Source organism: Plantactinospora sp. DSM 117369 (genome assembly GCF_053764795.1).
On record NZ_CM132446.1, the window covers coordinates 3,306,873 to 3,321,899 of the forward strand.

A 15,027-nucleotide genomic window follows, 5' to 3' on the forward strand; every position below is an offset into this window, starting at 1 on the left:
CGCGCCGGCCGGCTCGGCAGCCTGGCTCGGGTCGGCACACGCTGCTCTGTCCCCGGCGTCGGCCGCGCAGGTGGTACCCGGCCGGGTGGGCGGGACCGAGGCGGTCCGGGCGGCCGAGGCCGCGCGGCGGACTGGTGTTCCCGTCGAGATCGTGGGCGAACGGACTGAGACAGCGAGGGTGTTCGCGAACCCGTCCGGGACCCGCACCCTCGAGCAATACGTCATGCCGGTACGGGCCCAGCGCGACGGCAAATGGGTCCCGATCGACACCCGGCTGGTCCGCGACGCGGTCGGCGGGGTGTCGCCGGGAGCGACCCCCATCGGGCTGCGACTGTCCGGTGGCGGCTCCGGCCCGCTGGTGACCGCCGAGCAGGACGGTGCCGAGCTGGCGTTGACCTGGCCGGCGCCGTTGCCGGCGCCGGTCCTCGACGGCGACACGGCGACCTACCCCGGCGTGCTGCCGGGGGTGGACTTGCAGGTCCGGGTCAGCGCGGTGGGCTTCTCCCAGTTCCTCGTCGTCAAGAACGCGGCCGCGGCGGCGAATCCGGCGCTGCGCCGGGTCCGCTTCGGCACCAGCACCCGGAAGCTGACCCTGCGGGCGGGGGCGGACGGCAGCAGCGTGGCCGTGGACGCCACCGGCCGTGCCGTGTTCGCCGCCGGCCCGCCGCTGATGTGGGACAGCACTCCGAAGCCGCCTGCGGCGGCCGGCGCTCCCCGGAGCGCGTCGGCGGATGCGCAGAGCGGCCAGGGTGACGAGGGTGGGCCGGCGCCGGGGCGGCAGCGGGTGATGGACCTGGAGGTCAACCCCGGTGAACTGGTGGTGATCCCGGACCAGGAGATGCTTACCGACCCGGATACCCGGTACCCGGTCTACATCGACCCGTCGTACAGCGCGGCCCAGTACCGGTGGACCCTGGTCAACGCCGACGATGCGGGCGAGTCGTACTGGACCGACCCCCATTACCGCGAGGACGTCCGGGTCGGTACGGTGTGGAACACCACCGATGGCCCGTGGCGGACGCTCTTCCAGGTGAACGTCGCCAGGGTGGCCAGGGCGACGGTTAACCGCGCTTGGTTCTCGATCTCCATGACGCACACCGGGGTCTGCGCCGAAACCGCGGTCGAGCTGTGGCACACCAAGCTGATCGACCCGGCCACGCCGGTGACCTGGAACAACAGCGCGGGGCACTGGCTCGGCGGGGCGGCGCTGGACACCCGCAAGGGCAAGGCCAACAAATCGGCCTGCGCCCAGCCGCCGATGCTGATGGAGTTCGGCCTGAACCCCGACACGGTCACCCCGGTCGTGCAGGAGGCGGTGCGGGGGGTGAACGGCCCGCAGGAGGCGATCGGCTTCGGGCTGAAGATCAACAAGGATGTCGAGGGCAAGGGAGATTACTGGAAGCGGTTCAACCAGTCCACCGCGCGCCTCAACATCGAGTACAACACTCCGCCGGAGAGTCCGACGAGTGTCTCCACCGTGCCGCCGACGCCGTGTGGCACCGCCGCGGCGCCGACCGCGCTTAGTACCACGACCCCGACCTTCACCGCGGTCGGCTACGACCCGAACAGCGACAACGTCACCAACGAGCTGGAGATCCTCTCCGGCGAGACGGTCCTGACCAGCCTCTCCTCGGGCACGGTCGGCTCGGGCAGCGTGGTGCGCTGGCCGCCGGTCCCGTTCGGAGCGCTCCCGACCGATCAGCCCGGTGCCGTCTTCAGCTACCGAGCCCGTACCACCGACTCCGGGCTGACCGGCCCGTACAGTGCGCGCTGCTGGTTCACAGTGGACACGAGTCGGCCATCGCCGCCGGCGCTGACCTCGACGGACTATCCCGGCCCGACCCCGGTGAGGTCGGTCGGCGAGGTCGGCACGATCACCTTCGCCCCGAGCGGCGGGGAGACGGACGTCGCCGGCTACCGGTACGGGTTCAGCCAGGACGTCACGACCATGTGGGTGGCCGCCGGGCCGGACGGCCGGGCCACCGTACCGGTGACGCTCTGGCCGCAGCTCGCCACCGACACCGGTGACGTCCGCCGGACTCTCTACGCGCGGGCGGTCGACCGGGCCGGAAACAGCAGTGGGCTCAACTCCGGATACCAACTTGTGGCCCGGGGCCGTACGGTAAGCGATCCGGCGATCTCCGCGGACGTCAACGGGGACCGGCGCGCCGACGTGACCACGCTGGTGGACCACGGCCACGGACAGACTGCGGTGTGGAACCTGGTTTCCGCCCCGGCCGGCTTCCATCCCGGGTACGTCGCCTGGGACACCGGTGTTTCCGGCGGGTTCCCGGCCGACCTGGTGCGGAGCGTGGTCGGCGACTTCGACGGGAACGGGCGCACCGACGTGGCCATCTTCCGCGAGGACGCCGACCGGATCGTGCGGCTGTTTCTGCTGCCCGCCGACGGGAACCGGTTTTCCGCGGTGAGCGAGCCGGTGTGGACCGGCGACATGTTCCGGCTCAGCCACCTGAAGGTGGCCGCCGGGGACTTCGACGCGGACGGCGACGACGACATCGCCGCGCTCCAGGGCCTGGCCAACGGCCAGCTCAAGCTCTGGGCGTTTCTCTCCACCGGGACCGGTTTCGCCGCCCCCGCGTTGAGCTGGGACAGCGGCGCCACCGGTGCCGGGGTCGCCGGTGCCAACCTGGTCGCCGCCGACGTCGACGCGGACGGCGACGACGACGTCGTGGACATGCACGACATGGGGACGGCCCAGACACACATGCGGATCCACCACGCCGCCGCCGGGGTGTTCGGCGGTCCGGTGACGCGCTGGGACAGCGGGGCCGGTGGGTTCGACGCCCGGCGGGCCCGGTTCGTCGCGGGGGACGTCGACGGTGACGCCGCCCGCCGTGCCGAGGTGGTCGCGCTCTACGACGACGGCAACGCCACCGCACGGCTGGTGACCTTCAAGGGCGACGGTGCCGTCTGGACGCCGACCACCCGGTGGAGCAGCGGCGCGGGCGGGTTCGACGCCAGCCGCGGCACCCTGGCCGCCGGCGACTTCGACGCCGACGGCCGCACCGACATCGCCTCGCTGTACGACACCGGTGCCGGCAAGCGCCGTCTCTACACTTTTGTCTCGACCGGCAGCGGGTTCGCCGACAAGCGCGCCGACTGGGAGGGATACGTCAGCGAGGCCAGGCCGACCGTGCACGTCGACCCGAACCGGCGATACCGGATCCATCCAGTGCACAGCAACAAGTGCTTCGACGTACCGGGCGGGAGCACCGCGAACGACGTGGTCCTGGACCAGTGGGACTGCGTGGCCACGGCGACCTGGGAGACGTTCCGGTTCGAACGGGTCGGCGGCTCGCCGTATTTCCACATCCGGACCGCGGCCGACAAGTGCCTCGATATCGGCCTGTACAGCCTGCTGGACAACGCGAAGACGCTCCAGTACGTGTGCCATGACGTCGGTGCGGCAAAACCCAACCAGCAGTTCCGGCTCGACCTGGTGGCGGGCGGCGGGTACGAGCCGGTGGTGCAGTTGCGGGTCGTGCACAGCGACAAGTGCCTCAAGGTCAGCGGTGCGAGCCTCGCCAACGGCGCGCAAGTTGTGCAGGCCCCGTGCGCGGCCGTACCGCCGGACGACCAACGGTTCGCGCTCCGCTTGGAGCCGTGACGACGGATACCTCGGCCGGCAGCTCCCTGTGCGTTTTCTGTGCTGCCGAAACGACATGATGACGGCTAGCTAGGCATCGAGGCGGACCGATCGATGTGCCGCTGACCAGGGGAGGAATCGTGGACCACGTGGTGCGTCGCCCGGTAGGGCTGACCTTGGCGGCGGTGATGGCGGCGACGGTAGTGTGCGGTATCCCGGAACGGGCGGCAGCCGCACCGGCGGATGACCTCTCGCTCGCCAGGGAGCGCTCGGCGGCCGTCCGGCCGGTGTCGGTACCGGAAGCCAAGCCGGGCCTTGACGAGGAGTTGGCGCTGCGGGGTACCCCTGCGGTCTCCTGGCCCACGCCGGGTAAGGCGGAGGTCAGCCTGGCCACAGCCGGCGCCGCGGTCAGCGCGGACGCCGCCGGCAACGCGCGTGTTCGGGCGGGAAAGCTGCCGGTGTCGGTTGGCGCGGGCAAGACCACCGCCGCCCGTTCGGCAACACCCGGCCGGGTACGGGTCGAGATGCTGCCACGGCGCGCGGACGGTTTGCTGCTACGGGTGAACCGCGCCGACGGCGTGGCAATTGCCGGCCAGGTCAACCTCGAGGTCGACTACTCCACCTTTCGCGACGCCTACGGTGGAGACTGGGCAACCCGGCTGCGGTTGATGGCCCTACCGGAGTGCGCGCTGTCCACACCAGACCTCCAAGAGTGCGCCGGTACGCCGATCGCCACCCGCAATGACGGCTCGGGCCGGCTGAGCGGCGATATCGAAGTGCAGGCCAAGAGCGGGTCCGGCTTGTTCGCGGTCATGGCCGCCGCGTCCTCCGGGGCCGGCGACTTCAAGGCCACCGGGCTGTCGCCCTCCTCCACCTGGTCAGTCGGCACCTCCTCCGGCGACTTCAACTGGCGTTACCCCATGGAGACCGTTCCGGGCCTCAGCGGGCCGCAGCCGACCATGGATCTCGGCTACTCCAGCGGCGGCGTCGACGGCCGGACCTCGTCGACGAACAACCAGCCGTCGTGGGTCGGGGAAGGGTTCGCGTTCGACCCGGGAGGCTACATCGAGCGGCGGTACAAGTCGTGTGGCGAGGACACCACCGGCGGCAACAACAGCGGACGCAAGACCGGCGACCTGTGCTGGGCGACCGACGGCGGGCGTGCCCGAAGTTTCGACAACGCGGTCATGGCGCTCAACGGGCGCGGCGGTGAGCTGATTCGTGACGACGCCACCGGACAGTGGAAGTCGCGCGTCGACGACGGGACCAAAGTGGAGCTGTTGACCGACGGCGACAACGGCGACGACAACGGGGAATACTGGCGGATCACCACCCCGGACGGCACCCAGTACTACTTCGGCAAGCACAAGCCGACCGGCTGGGCGCTGAACAACGAGGTCACCAACTCCGTCTGGACGGTACCGGTCTTCGGCAACCATTCCGGCGAGCCATGCTACAAGTCCACATTCGACACCTCGTACTGCCAACAGGCGTGGCGGTGGAACCTCGACTACGTCGTGGACCGCAACGGCAACACCATGAGCCTGTTCTACGGGACCGAGAAGAACAACTATGCCCGCAACATAACCGCCACCAAGGTGTCGACCTACACCCGGGGCGGCTGGCTGAAGCGAATCGACTACGGGCAACGCGACGGCGAGGTCTACTCGAAGCAGGCGGTCGGCCGCGTGCTGTTCACCGAGGCGGACCGGTGCATCCCCGGCACCACCTGCACCGCTTCGTCGCCGGCGAACTGGCCGGACGTACCGTGGGACCAGGCGTGCACGAGCACCACAAGCTGCACCAACAAATACAACCCGACGTTCTGGACCCAAAAGCGCCTGGCCGCCGTGACGACCCAGGTCTGGGGCGGCACTTCCTACCGCAACGTCGACTCGTGGACGCTGACCCACTCGTACCCGAGCCCCGGCGACGGCACCCGGGCCGGAATGTGGCTGGCCTCGATCCAGCACAAGGGCCTCGTCGGCGGCGAGGCGAGCCTGCCCCCGATCACCTTCGACCCGATCCAGTTGCCCAACCGGGTGGACGGCGTCGACGGCATCCCGCCGATGAACTGGCTACGCGTCAACAGGATCCAACTCGACTCGGGCGGCGAGATCACGATCGCCTACTCGCCGAAGGAGTGCGCCGTACCCGGCAACCTGCCAGCGCCCGACTCGAACACCAAGCGCTGTCACCCGACCCGATGGACGCCGGACGGGCAGAGCACCGATCGCCTTGACTGGTTCAACAAGTACGTGGTCACGGAGGTGACCGAGGTCGATCGCACCACCGGCCTGCCGCCGGTGGTGACGAGGATCGAGTACCCGAGCACACCGGCCTGGCGGTTCGACGAGGCCGACGGCATGGTGCCGGACAACAAGAAGAGCTGGTCGCAGTGGCGCGGGTACGACCGGGTCCGGGTCCACAAGGGCCCGGTGGGCGGCCCGCGGTCCCTCACCGAGTCGCTGTACTTCCGCGGCATGGACGGCGACCGGACCGCGTCCGGCGGGAAGAAGGAGGTCTGGATCACCGACTCGGCCGGCACCCGGCTGCGCGACTCCGACCAGTTCGCCAACGTCGCGCGGGAGAACATCAAGTACACCACCGGCGGCGCGGTGCACGAGAAGGAGATCACCGACCCGTGGCTGTCCGGGGCTACGGCCACCCGAACCCGGAGCTGGGGCACGACCCAGGCATTCCGGGTCGAGGAGGGCAAGGTCCGGCAGAGCGAGGCCAACGGCTCGGGCGGCTGGCAGAACACGGGCGCGGAGAACGTCTACGACGCCGAAGGCACGGTGCTGCGCTCCAACGACCTCAACGATGTCTCGAACCCGGACGACGACACCTGCACCCGCTACTCGTACACGAGGAACGAGTCGGTATGGATCATCAACCTGCCGTACCGCATCGAGACCGTCGCGGTGAACTGTGACCGTGCCCCCGCGTACCCGGACGACCTCATCTCCGACGTCCGGCACTACTACGACGGCAGCACAACGCTCGGTGCGCCGCCGGTGCGCGGCGAGATCACCCGGACCGAAGAGCTGACAGGGTGGCGGAACGGGGCACCGACCTACGTGACGACGAAGCGGGCGAGCTACGACGTGCACGGTCGCGAGATCGAGGCGTACGACGTCAGGGGCGCCCGGACGACGACGGCCTACACCCCGGCCACCGGTGGCCCGGTTACCCAGATCGATGTCACCAACGCGCTCGGCCACCGCGCCCGCACCATGTACGACCCGGCCTGGGGCGAGGAAACCGCCGTCCTTGACGCGAACGACCGGCGGACCGAGCTGCGCTACGACCCGCTGGGCAGGCTGGTCAAGGTGTGGCTGCCGGGCCGGGCGACCACCCAGACGCCCAGCGCGGAGTACAGCTACCTGGTGCGGACCACCGGCGCCAACGCGGTGGCCTCGCGGACGCTGCAACCCAACGGCGACTACGAAACCGAGTACGAGCTCTATGACGGGCTGATGCGGCCACGGCAGACACAGGAGCCCGCACCCGGCGGCGGCCGCATCCTCAGCGACAAGTTCTACGACTCGCGTGGCCTCGTGACGAAGGAGAACGGGCCGTACTACAACGACGCGCCACCGGGTTCCGACGTGGTCATCGCGGACGAGAACACCATGCCGGCGCAGCTACGCACCGTCTTCGACGAGAACGAGCGCCCGACGAACATCATGTTCATGGTCGACGGATTGGAGAAGTGGCGCACCACGCACACCTACGGCGTCAACCGGCACGATGTCGATCCGCCCGACGGGGAGGCACCGACGACACGCATCACGGACGTGGAAGGCAACCTGATCGAGCTGCGCCAGTACCACGGCGCTTCGCCGAGCGGCACGTACGACGCGACGAAGTACACGTACACCAACCGCGGCCAACTCGCCACGGTTACCGACCCGGCCGGAAACGTCTGGCGGTACAGCTACGATCTGCGCGGCCTCCGGATCCGCACTGAGGAGCCGGACCGCGGCGCCACCGACTACACCTACAACGATGCCGGGGACGTCGTCGCGACACGGGACGCGCGCGACATCACCCTCGCGCACGCCTACGACATCCTCGGCCGGCAAACGGCGTCCTTCGAGGGATCGCCGAGCGGCACGAAGCTGACCAGCCGGACCTACGACGCGCTCCCCGACGGCACACCGGCCCGCGGCAGTCAGATCGCCGCGACTCGGTACGTCGGCACCAGCGCCTACATCTCCGAGGTCACGGGGTTCGACGTCGCCGGCCGGCCGACCGGGACGCGGATCACCATCCCGGCGAGCGAACGGGCGCTGGCCGGTAAGTACGAGTTCAGCCAGACGTACAAAGTGGACGGCTCGTTGGACACGATCGGGTTGCCGGCCGGCGGTGGGCTGCCCGCCGAGCAGCTCAGGAGCGGGTACGACGTCCTCGGGCAAGCGGTCACGCTCAGCGGGGCGAGCAGCTACGTCACCGCCACCGATTACACCCAGTTCGGTGAGCTACGCCAGATGACGCTCTCGGCCGGGGGATCGGCCACTCGGCTCGGCTACGAGTACGAGTACGGCACCCACCGGCTGACCCGGGCCGTGGTCTCCCGCGACACAGCGCCGCAACGCGTGGCCGACCTCGTCTACGCCTACGACCCGGCCGGCAACATCACGTCGATCGCCGATCAGGCCGAGGACGCCGAGGAGACCCAGTGCTTCCGGTACGACTACCTTCGACGGCTTTCCGAGGCGTGGACACCGACCTCGGGTGACTGCCAAGCGGCGCCAGCGGCGGGCGCGCTCGGTGGCCCGGCGCCGTACTGGCACTCGTGGACGTTCGACAAGGCCGGCAACCGGCTCTCGGAGACCCGTACCGTCCTGGGTGGCGCTCGGACCACGACGGCGTACAACTATCCGGCCGCAGGCCAGGCCAGGCCGCACGGGGTAAACCGAGTGACCACGACCGGACCCGACGGCGCGGCGCAGGTCGAGGAGTTCGGCTACGACGCCGCCGGGAACATGGCAAGCCGGCGCAAGGGAACCGGCGAGCAGAGTCTCAGCTGGGATGCGGAAGGCCACGTCAGCAGCATCACCAAGGCCGGCGTCACCACGAGCTTCCTCTACGACGCCGGGGGTAACCGGCTGATCCGGCGCGATGCCAACGGCACCACGCTCTACCTCGGCGAGACCGAGCTGCGCCTGGCGCCCAACGGCACGGTGACCGGCACGCGGTACTACAGTTTCGCCGGCCGTACCATCGCGGTTCGCACCTCGGCCGACAACGCGCTGAACTGGCTCGCGCTCGACCATCACGGGACGCCGGAGATCAGCATCGACGCGAGTAGCCAGAACGTGAAGCGCCGCAGGCACACCCCGTACGGCGAACTCCGCGGCGCGGCTGTGGCGTTGCCCGGCGAGAAGGCATTCGTCGGCGGCACCGCCGATCCCGGCACCGGCCTGGTCCATCTCGGCGCCCGCGAATACGATCCGGCGCTCGGCCGGTTCATCTCGGTCGACCCGGTGATCGACCACGGCGAGCCGCAACAGGTCAACGGTTACACCTACGCCAACAACAACCCGGTCACCTACGCCGACCCAGACGGTGATCGGTGGGTCATCAGCACCCGCCACGTCAAGAAGATGAAAGTCCGGACCGTGACGGAGAAGAAGCCCTACTGGCAAAGGTTCTGGGTGGCCGTGACGACCTGGGAGCCCGTGAGATGGGTCACCAAGATCCCGCTCATCGGTAGCCTCGTCAAGTGGGGCTGGAAACAAGTCACGAAGATGGTGGAGCAGGTCAGGCAACTCTGGCGCACGATCCGAAAAACCATCACGGAATGGGTCACGCAGGTCCAGCGGATAAAAACCTGGGTCAAGGACGAGGTCAAGAAGGCGTGGAAGAAGGTAACCCCGCACATCAACCGGATAAAGAAACGAGCCGGGAGCATCGCCCGCGGGGCCGGCCGGCTGGCCAAGTCGACCGGCAGGGGCCTTGCCGCCGCGGGGAAGTGGGCGGGGAACCAGATGAAGCCGGGCGAGAACGGTTGGAAGATTCTCAAAATGGGTCTGGCCATCGGAGCGTTTCTTCCCTTCTGCTCTGCTATCTGCGCCATAGGCGCGGCTGCGATGACCGCCTATGACATGGGCGACGCCGCCAGGCAGGGGAAGTGGAAAACCGCTGGCTGGGAGGCGGCCGGTTTGGCGACGTTCGGCCTTGGCCGGGTGGCGCAGGCCGGGATGAACTCGGCCCGTGTCGCGCAGTCGGCGGCCCGCGCCATGCCGTCCGGCGCGGCCGGCCGGGTCGACATGCTCACCAGGGCCAACGCCACGATCGCCAACGGCGAGCGGACGGAAGCGAGTCTCGGCGGCACCGACGCCGCACTGTTTCTCAAGGACGCCGTATCCTTCGGCATCGAAAAGGGGTTCGGGGACGCAGGGCAAAAGTTCGTCAGCATGGATCCCGACAAGGAGTAGGCCGGCACTTGGATAAGATCAGCGCCGCGTCTCGCGGCGCTGATCTTCGTTCTGCCCCTGAAGGCTCTCCAGGGCCTGTTTCACATTCCTTGCCGTTCAACCTGGACCGCGCGGTGCGTACGCACCGCGACCGATCTTGCGGTCCGTCGGACCGTAAGGGGAGGGTTGAAGAGGCTCATTGAGCCTGATGGTTCGCTCGCCAGCTCGCGCACGGCCGGTAAGGGTGACGCCGGTACGAGCTTGCCGCCGTAGCTGCTGAGCAGCGCACGACGTGGCGTGACCAGGGCCCGGAAGGCTCTCAGGATCTTGCGGGTGCGGTGCGGTATCTGACTGCCGCGACGGTCACAGATGGGCCCTGAACAGGGAACACGGTTCTTATCCTGCCACGTACGGTCTGGCACAGTTGGCAGTACGCGAACCGCGTTCTGCTGCCCGAAAGCGCTGGTCCGGCGAGGGCGCCCGCCGGACCACGCGCACCGGGCGGCGCTGGACCGCTGATTCACGCACTGCCGCCGCGGCCTTGAGGCGATGCTGGCCAGGGGTGTTTTCGATCCAACCTTCGGTCGACACCAGCCGGAACTCCGAGATGCACCTGACGCGGTGGTCCAGGGTGAGATAACGGAGGGTGGACCACCACGCCGGCTAGCCGAGAGGCCAGACAACCATGACCGACGCAACCGCACTCGTCACCGTCTTCGCGGAGCGCGACGCCGAAACCCTCGGCCTCACCGTCCGGGTGCTCGCGGACGGACGGATCCAGATCGTCACCGGGGACCGCGAGTGGACACTGCACCGGGACGACTCGTACACCATCGCCTCCACAGTCATGTCGGCGATGGAGGGCTCACGATGACCGACAACTGCTCGTAAGGTTCCGGAACACTCCGCGAGGTCGAGGCGGATGCGCTCCGCAACGCGCTGAGGGTGTGTTTGAGGGGCAGCCACCCCGGCCGAGGCTGACCGCCCGTTGGGTCGCGTGGCCAGGAAGGCGGCGCTGCGCGTCGAGGTTGCGAGCGAAAGCCCAACATGGCCGAGGAGGAAGGCGGCCATGGGTACCGCGTGCGCTGTTCGACATCACGTTCGCCGCCGGCCTGAACAAGCAGCTCTATCCGGATCTGGGACGGGCCGGCAGGGCTATTGCGTTGTCGGGTTGCTCCGGGTCACGGCGCCGATGAGGTCGTGTGAGCGATGGACCCTCAATCGACTACGCAACAGCCCTGACCGTGCCGGACATGTTGCTGACCCGACCCACGGCGTCGAAGTCGACGCGCAGGGTGGATCCGTCGGAGTGGTGCGCGGTCACCGACGTGGGCGCCTGGTCCAGGCGCCACGACTGCTGGTGCAGGAACGACTCCACGGCAATGCGGTGGTCCACCGGGAAGCCCTGAAGGACCTGGCCCAGAACGGTCAGCACGCGCTCCGGCCGGACAGGCGCGGTGATCTGCGGCGGGGCGTCGTCGAGGTGAAAGAAGACCGCGCCGCCGGGGTACGGGCCGCGGAAGTAACACCGGCCGGTCAGGCCGGAGGCCAGCATGGCGAGGCGGTGACCGTCTGCACGCTGAAGCGCGAACGTGGGCTCGGTGAGCTCGGCAACTCCCTGGCGGTGGCCGTACTCGCGCAGCCAGCCGCACAAATGCAGCAGCGCCGGCGGGAGGTCGCTCGCCTCGTTGGCCCATGCCCACAGCCAGCTGCCGTCGTCGTGGCTCTCAGTGCCGAGTAGCTGGATGTGGTACCGCAGGTCGTTCCCGAAGGTCACGGTGCCACTGGTTACGTCGAGTTGCCAGTCACGCTCGCCGATCAGCTCGCTCAGCGCCATTTGGCGGGCGAGCCCGGTCGCGACATGCTCGGCGAAGAGTCGATCAAACGTCAGCATCGCTGCAGTGTGCCAGACCGCAAGGTGAGGCGTGCCTCCGCATGCGGCGCGGATCCCGGGACAGATACGCCGGCGTCACCTCGTTGTCGCCGCAGGCTAGTTGAGATGTGAGTGGAAGCATCAACCGGAACAGGACCAGTAGTCGGTGTGCTCGCCACCGCGCCAGCCCCAGGGCTGTGGCGTAGTCGGTTGTGGGGCGGCCGGGGCAGCGTGCCCTGTCGGTGGACGGCGGGCTCGGCGACGCCCCGGAGGGCTTCATCCGGCAGCGACACGCGACCGGCGAGCTGCTCGCGCTCGCGCTGTGCGGGCCGGGCGGCGCAGGTACCACTCGGCCACGGCAAGGTTGATCAGCCAACCGGCGAGCACCAGCCCGGCCCGGATGTTCCCGTCGGGCTGTTCGCCGGTCGCCGCGACGTACGGTGCGTGCGTGAACGCCTGCGTACCGGCGCCGAGGCCGATCGCGTAGCCGCGCGCCATCCACGCCCGGTGCCGGGTGAAGTCGCGGCGCAGCGCGGCGGCGAGGCCGAGCAGGATCGAGGCGGCCATGGCCGAGCCGAAGACGAGCCGCATGCCGGCGAGCACGTCGTTGTCGTGGGCCGGCAGGTCGTACGCGAACGTCATCCACAGGCCGGTGAGGGCGACCGTCATTCCACAGGGAACGAGTAGCCGGCCGGCGACGCGGTGCCAGTGGTGGCGGCGCAGGCTGGGTACGAACTGGAAGGCGCCGAGGATCGTGTAGACCACCGCGCCGACGATGTGCAGTACCACCGGCAGCGGGTCGGCGACGAAGCGGATGTTCGCCGGGGTGACCTCCGGGCCGGTGCTCAGCTCGGTCACCCGTGCCGCGCCGGCGATTATCGGTATCAGGGCCAGCAGGATCAACGCGGACGGCAGCCGCCACTCACGCCTCGTCATGCCATCGATGGTGACCGCCGCAGCCGCCCCGGCTCATCGGCACATGGGCCGCGATCGGGCCGGTCCTTGGTCGTACGCCGTCGTCGTACTTTCAGCGGTCGCCCCGCGCCCGGTTGCGGTTGGTCTCGTACGCCCACATCGCGATCTCGACCCGGTTACGCACGCCGAGCTTGGTCATCAGGCTGGTGATGTGTGACTTGACGGTGCTCAGCGTGATGTAGAGATCGCCGGCGATCTCCTTGTTGGTGCGCCCCCGCGCGACCGCGACCAGCACCTGCTCCTCCCGGTCGGTGAGCGCCTCGATCGGCTGCTTCGGCGGCGCGGCGGGACCCGCGTCGGCGAACGCCTTCAACAGCCGCGTGGTGACGCTCGGTGCGATGAGCGCGTCCCCGTTGGCGGCCGCGTGCACGGCCTGGGTGAGCAGATCGGGGCCGGCCTCCTTGAGCAGGAAGCCGCGGGCGCCCGCGCGCAGTGCCGCGTACACGTAGTCGTCGAGATCGAAGGTCGTGATGACGACCACCGCGAGTGGCGCCGCGACCGATGGCCCGGCGAGCGCCCGGGTGGCCTCGATGCCGTCCATGCCGGGCATGCGGATGTCGAAGAGGCAGACGTCGGGGCGGAGCCGCCGGGCGAGCTCGACCGCACGGTGGCCGTCGCCGGCCTCGCCGACGACCTCGATGCCGGGCTGCGCGTTCAGGATCATGGTGAGGCCGGTGCGGACGATCTCCTGGTCGTCCGCGACGAGCACGCGCACCGTCACGCGCCAACCCCCGCGCGCGGGAGCACGGCCGTCACGGTCCACCCGCGGTCGGGGTTGGGGCCGGCCTCGCAGGTGCCGCCGAGCAGGTCGGCGCGTTCCATCATGCCCATCAGGCCGAACCCGGGCGAGCCGGGCGGGTGAGCGGCGCCGGTCTCGCCGTCGTCGCTGACCCGCAGGCGCACGGAGGTGTCGTCGGCCGCGACACTGACCTCGATGCGGGTGGCGTGCCGGGCGTGGCGGCGGGCGTTGGTGATCGACTCCTGGGCCAGGCGGAAGAGCGCGGAGCCGACCGTGGGCGGGAGGTTGTCAAGGTCGCCGCGGATCTCCACGTCGACGTCCGGCCCGGCGCGGAAGCGGCCGGCGAGCCGCTCGATGTCGGCGACCCGCGGACTGGGCGCCAGCTCGGCGGGCTGGTCGCGGCGCAGGACCCGGACCATCGCGCGCATCTCGGCGAGCGCGCGGGACGCCTCGGCCTCGATCACGCGGAGTGCCTCGACGGCGGCGCCCGGCTGGCTGGCCGAGGCGGCGATGCCGGCCTGGGCACGGATCGCCATCGCCGAGACGTGGTGGGCCACGGTGTCGTGCAGGTCGCGGGCGAGGCGCTCGCGCTCCAGGAGCTTGACCCGGTCGAGCTCGCGTAGCCGGGCGGCGGCGCGGAAGCGGACCGCGGCGCCGAGCGTGGCGGCGGCGAACATCACCGCGAAGCCGGCGACCACCTCACCGCCGCCGATCGAGCCGGTCATGCCGGCGGCGGCAACCTTGGCCGCCACGAACGCCGAACCGATCACGGCGTCCCGGCCGGAACCCCAGCGGATCAGCGCGTAGGACAGCAGGACGAGGAAGCTCGACGTGTACATGCGGCAGGCGTCGCCGGGCAGCACGAACGGGGCGACCGCCGTGAAGCCAAACGCGATCGCCACCATCGCGAGCGGCTGGGTGCGCCGCCACAGCAGCGTGGACAGCAGCGCGAGCGCGATGACGACGCAGCCCACCCGCCACGGCAGGTCGGGCCGGAGGATCCCCTCCAGCACGATCGCCGGCCCGAAGACGGCGATCAATGCCCAGTCGCGCCACACGCGGGCCGGGGCATGTGGGGCACGCGGCTCGACCAGCACGGCGCGCAGACGAGGGTGCACCGGACCATCGTACGAACGGTGGTGCGACTTCCAGATCAGCCCAAAGTACGACCGGTTCGTCCCACCGGAGTGCTTCGGGTCGGGTGCTCCCGCGGCGGGCCCAGGAGTGAACCCTTGCCAACCTGAACCGCGCGGCGTCACGCACCGCGTCTGACCTTGCGGTCCACCGCACCGCAAGGGGAGGTTGAAAAGGGTTCAGTGGTACGGCCACAGTGGCACGTCGAACCGCCGCCGCCTCTTGGACAACTTCACGATCTGCCTCCTCCGGGCAGGCGCTCAGCTTTCCATCC

The 15,027-nt window shown here is 69.7% G+C and carries 7 protein-coding genes; 3 read left to right on the plus strand and 4 right to left on the minus strand.

Translation table 11 applies throughout. The annotated features are described in order from the left end of the window. The first annotated feature begins 151 nt into the window (after positions 1-151). From ACSMXO_RS14615 to ACSMXO_RS14625, 3 genes are all read left to right on the plus strand, one after another. A complete protein-coding gene (locus ACSMXO_RS14615) occupies positions 152-3,628 on the plus strand; it encodes an RICIN domain-containing protein (RefSeq protein WP_455418150.1) in 3,477 nt (1,158 codons plus the stop codon). 119 nt (positions 3,629-3,747) lie between these two features. After that, on the plus strand, positions 3,748-10,053 hold the full coding sequence (locus ACSMXO_RS14620; protein ID WP_455418151.1) for an RHS repeat-associated core domain-containing protein: 6,306 nt from the start codon (positions 3,748-3,750) through the stop codon (positions 10,051-10,053). 664 nt (positions 10,054-10,717) lie between these two features. Further along, positions 10,718-10,906: a hypothetical protein gene (locus ACSMXO_RS14625; RefSeq protein WP_318402260.1), complete on the plus strand. Its 189-nt coding sequence runs from the start codon at positions 10,718-10,720 to the stop codon at positions 10,904-10,906. Between the two features lie 351 nt (positions 10,907-11,257). On the opposite strand, the gene ACSMXO_RS14630 is transcribed toward ACSMXO_RS14625, so the two are convergent. The 4 genes from ACSMXO_RS14630 to ACSMXO_RS14645 all read right to left on the minus strand — a co-directional run bounded on the left by ACSMXO_RS14630 (position 11,258) and on the right by ACSMXO_RS14645 (position 14,737). Then, a complete protein-coding gene (locus ACSMXO_RS14630) occupies positions 11,258-11,926 on the minus strand; it encodes a DUF6882 domain-containing protein (protein WP_455418152.1) in 669 nt (222 codons plus the stop codon). A 255-nt stretch (positions 11,927-12,181) separates the two neighbouring features. Next, on the minus strand, positions 12,182-12,841 hold the full coding sequence (locus tag ACSMXO_RS14635) for a DUF2306 domain-containing protein (protein ID WP_455418153.1): 660 nt from the start codon (positions 12,839-12,841) through the stop codon (positions 12,182-12,184). 91 nt (positions 12,842-12,932) lie between these two features. After that, positions 12,933-13,601, minus strand: a complete 669-nt coding sequence (locus ACSMXO_RS14640; protein ID WP_455418154.1) for a response regulator — start codon at positions 13,599-13,601, stop codon at positions 12,933-12,935. Next, positions 13,598-14,737, minus strand: a complete 1,140-nt coding sequence (locus ACSMXO_RS14645) for a sensor histidine kinase (protein ID WP_455418155.1) — start codon at positions 14,735-14,737, stop codon at positions 13,598-13,600. Before ACSMXO_RS14645 ends, ACSMXO_RS14640 begins: the two co-directional genes overlap by 4 nt. Positions 14,738-15,027: the final 290 nt, after the last annotated feature.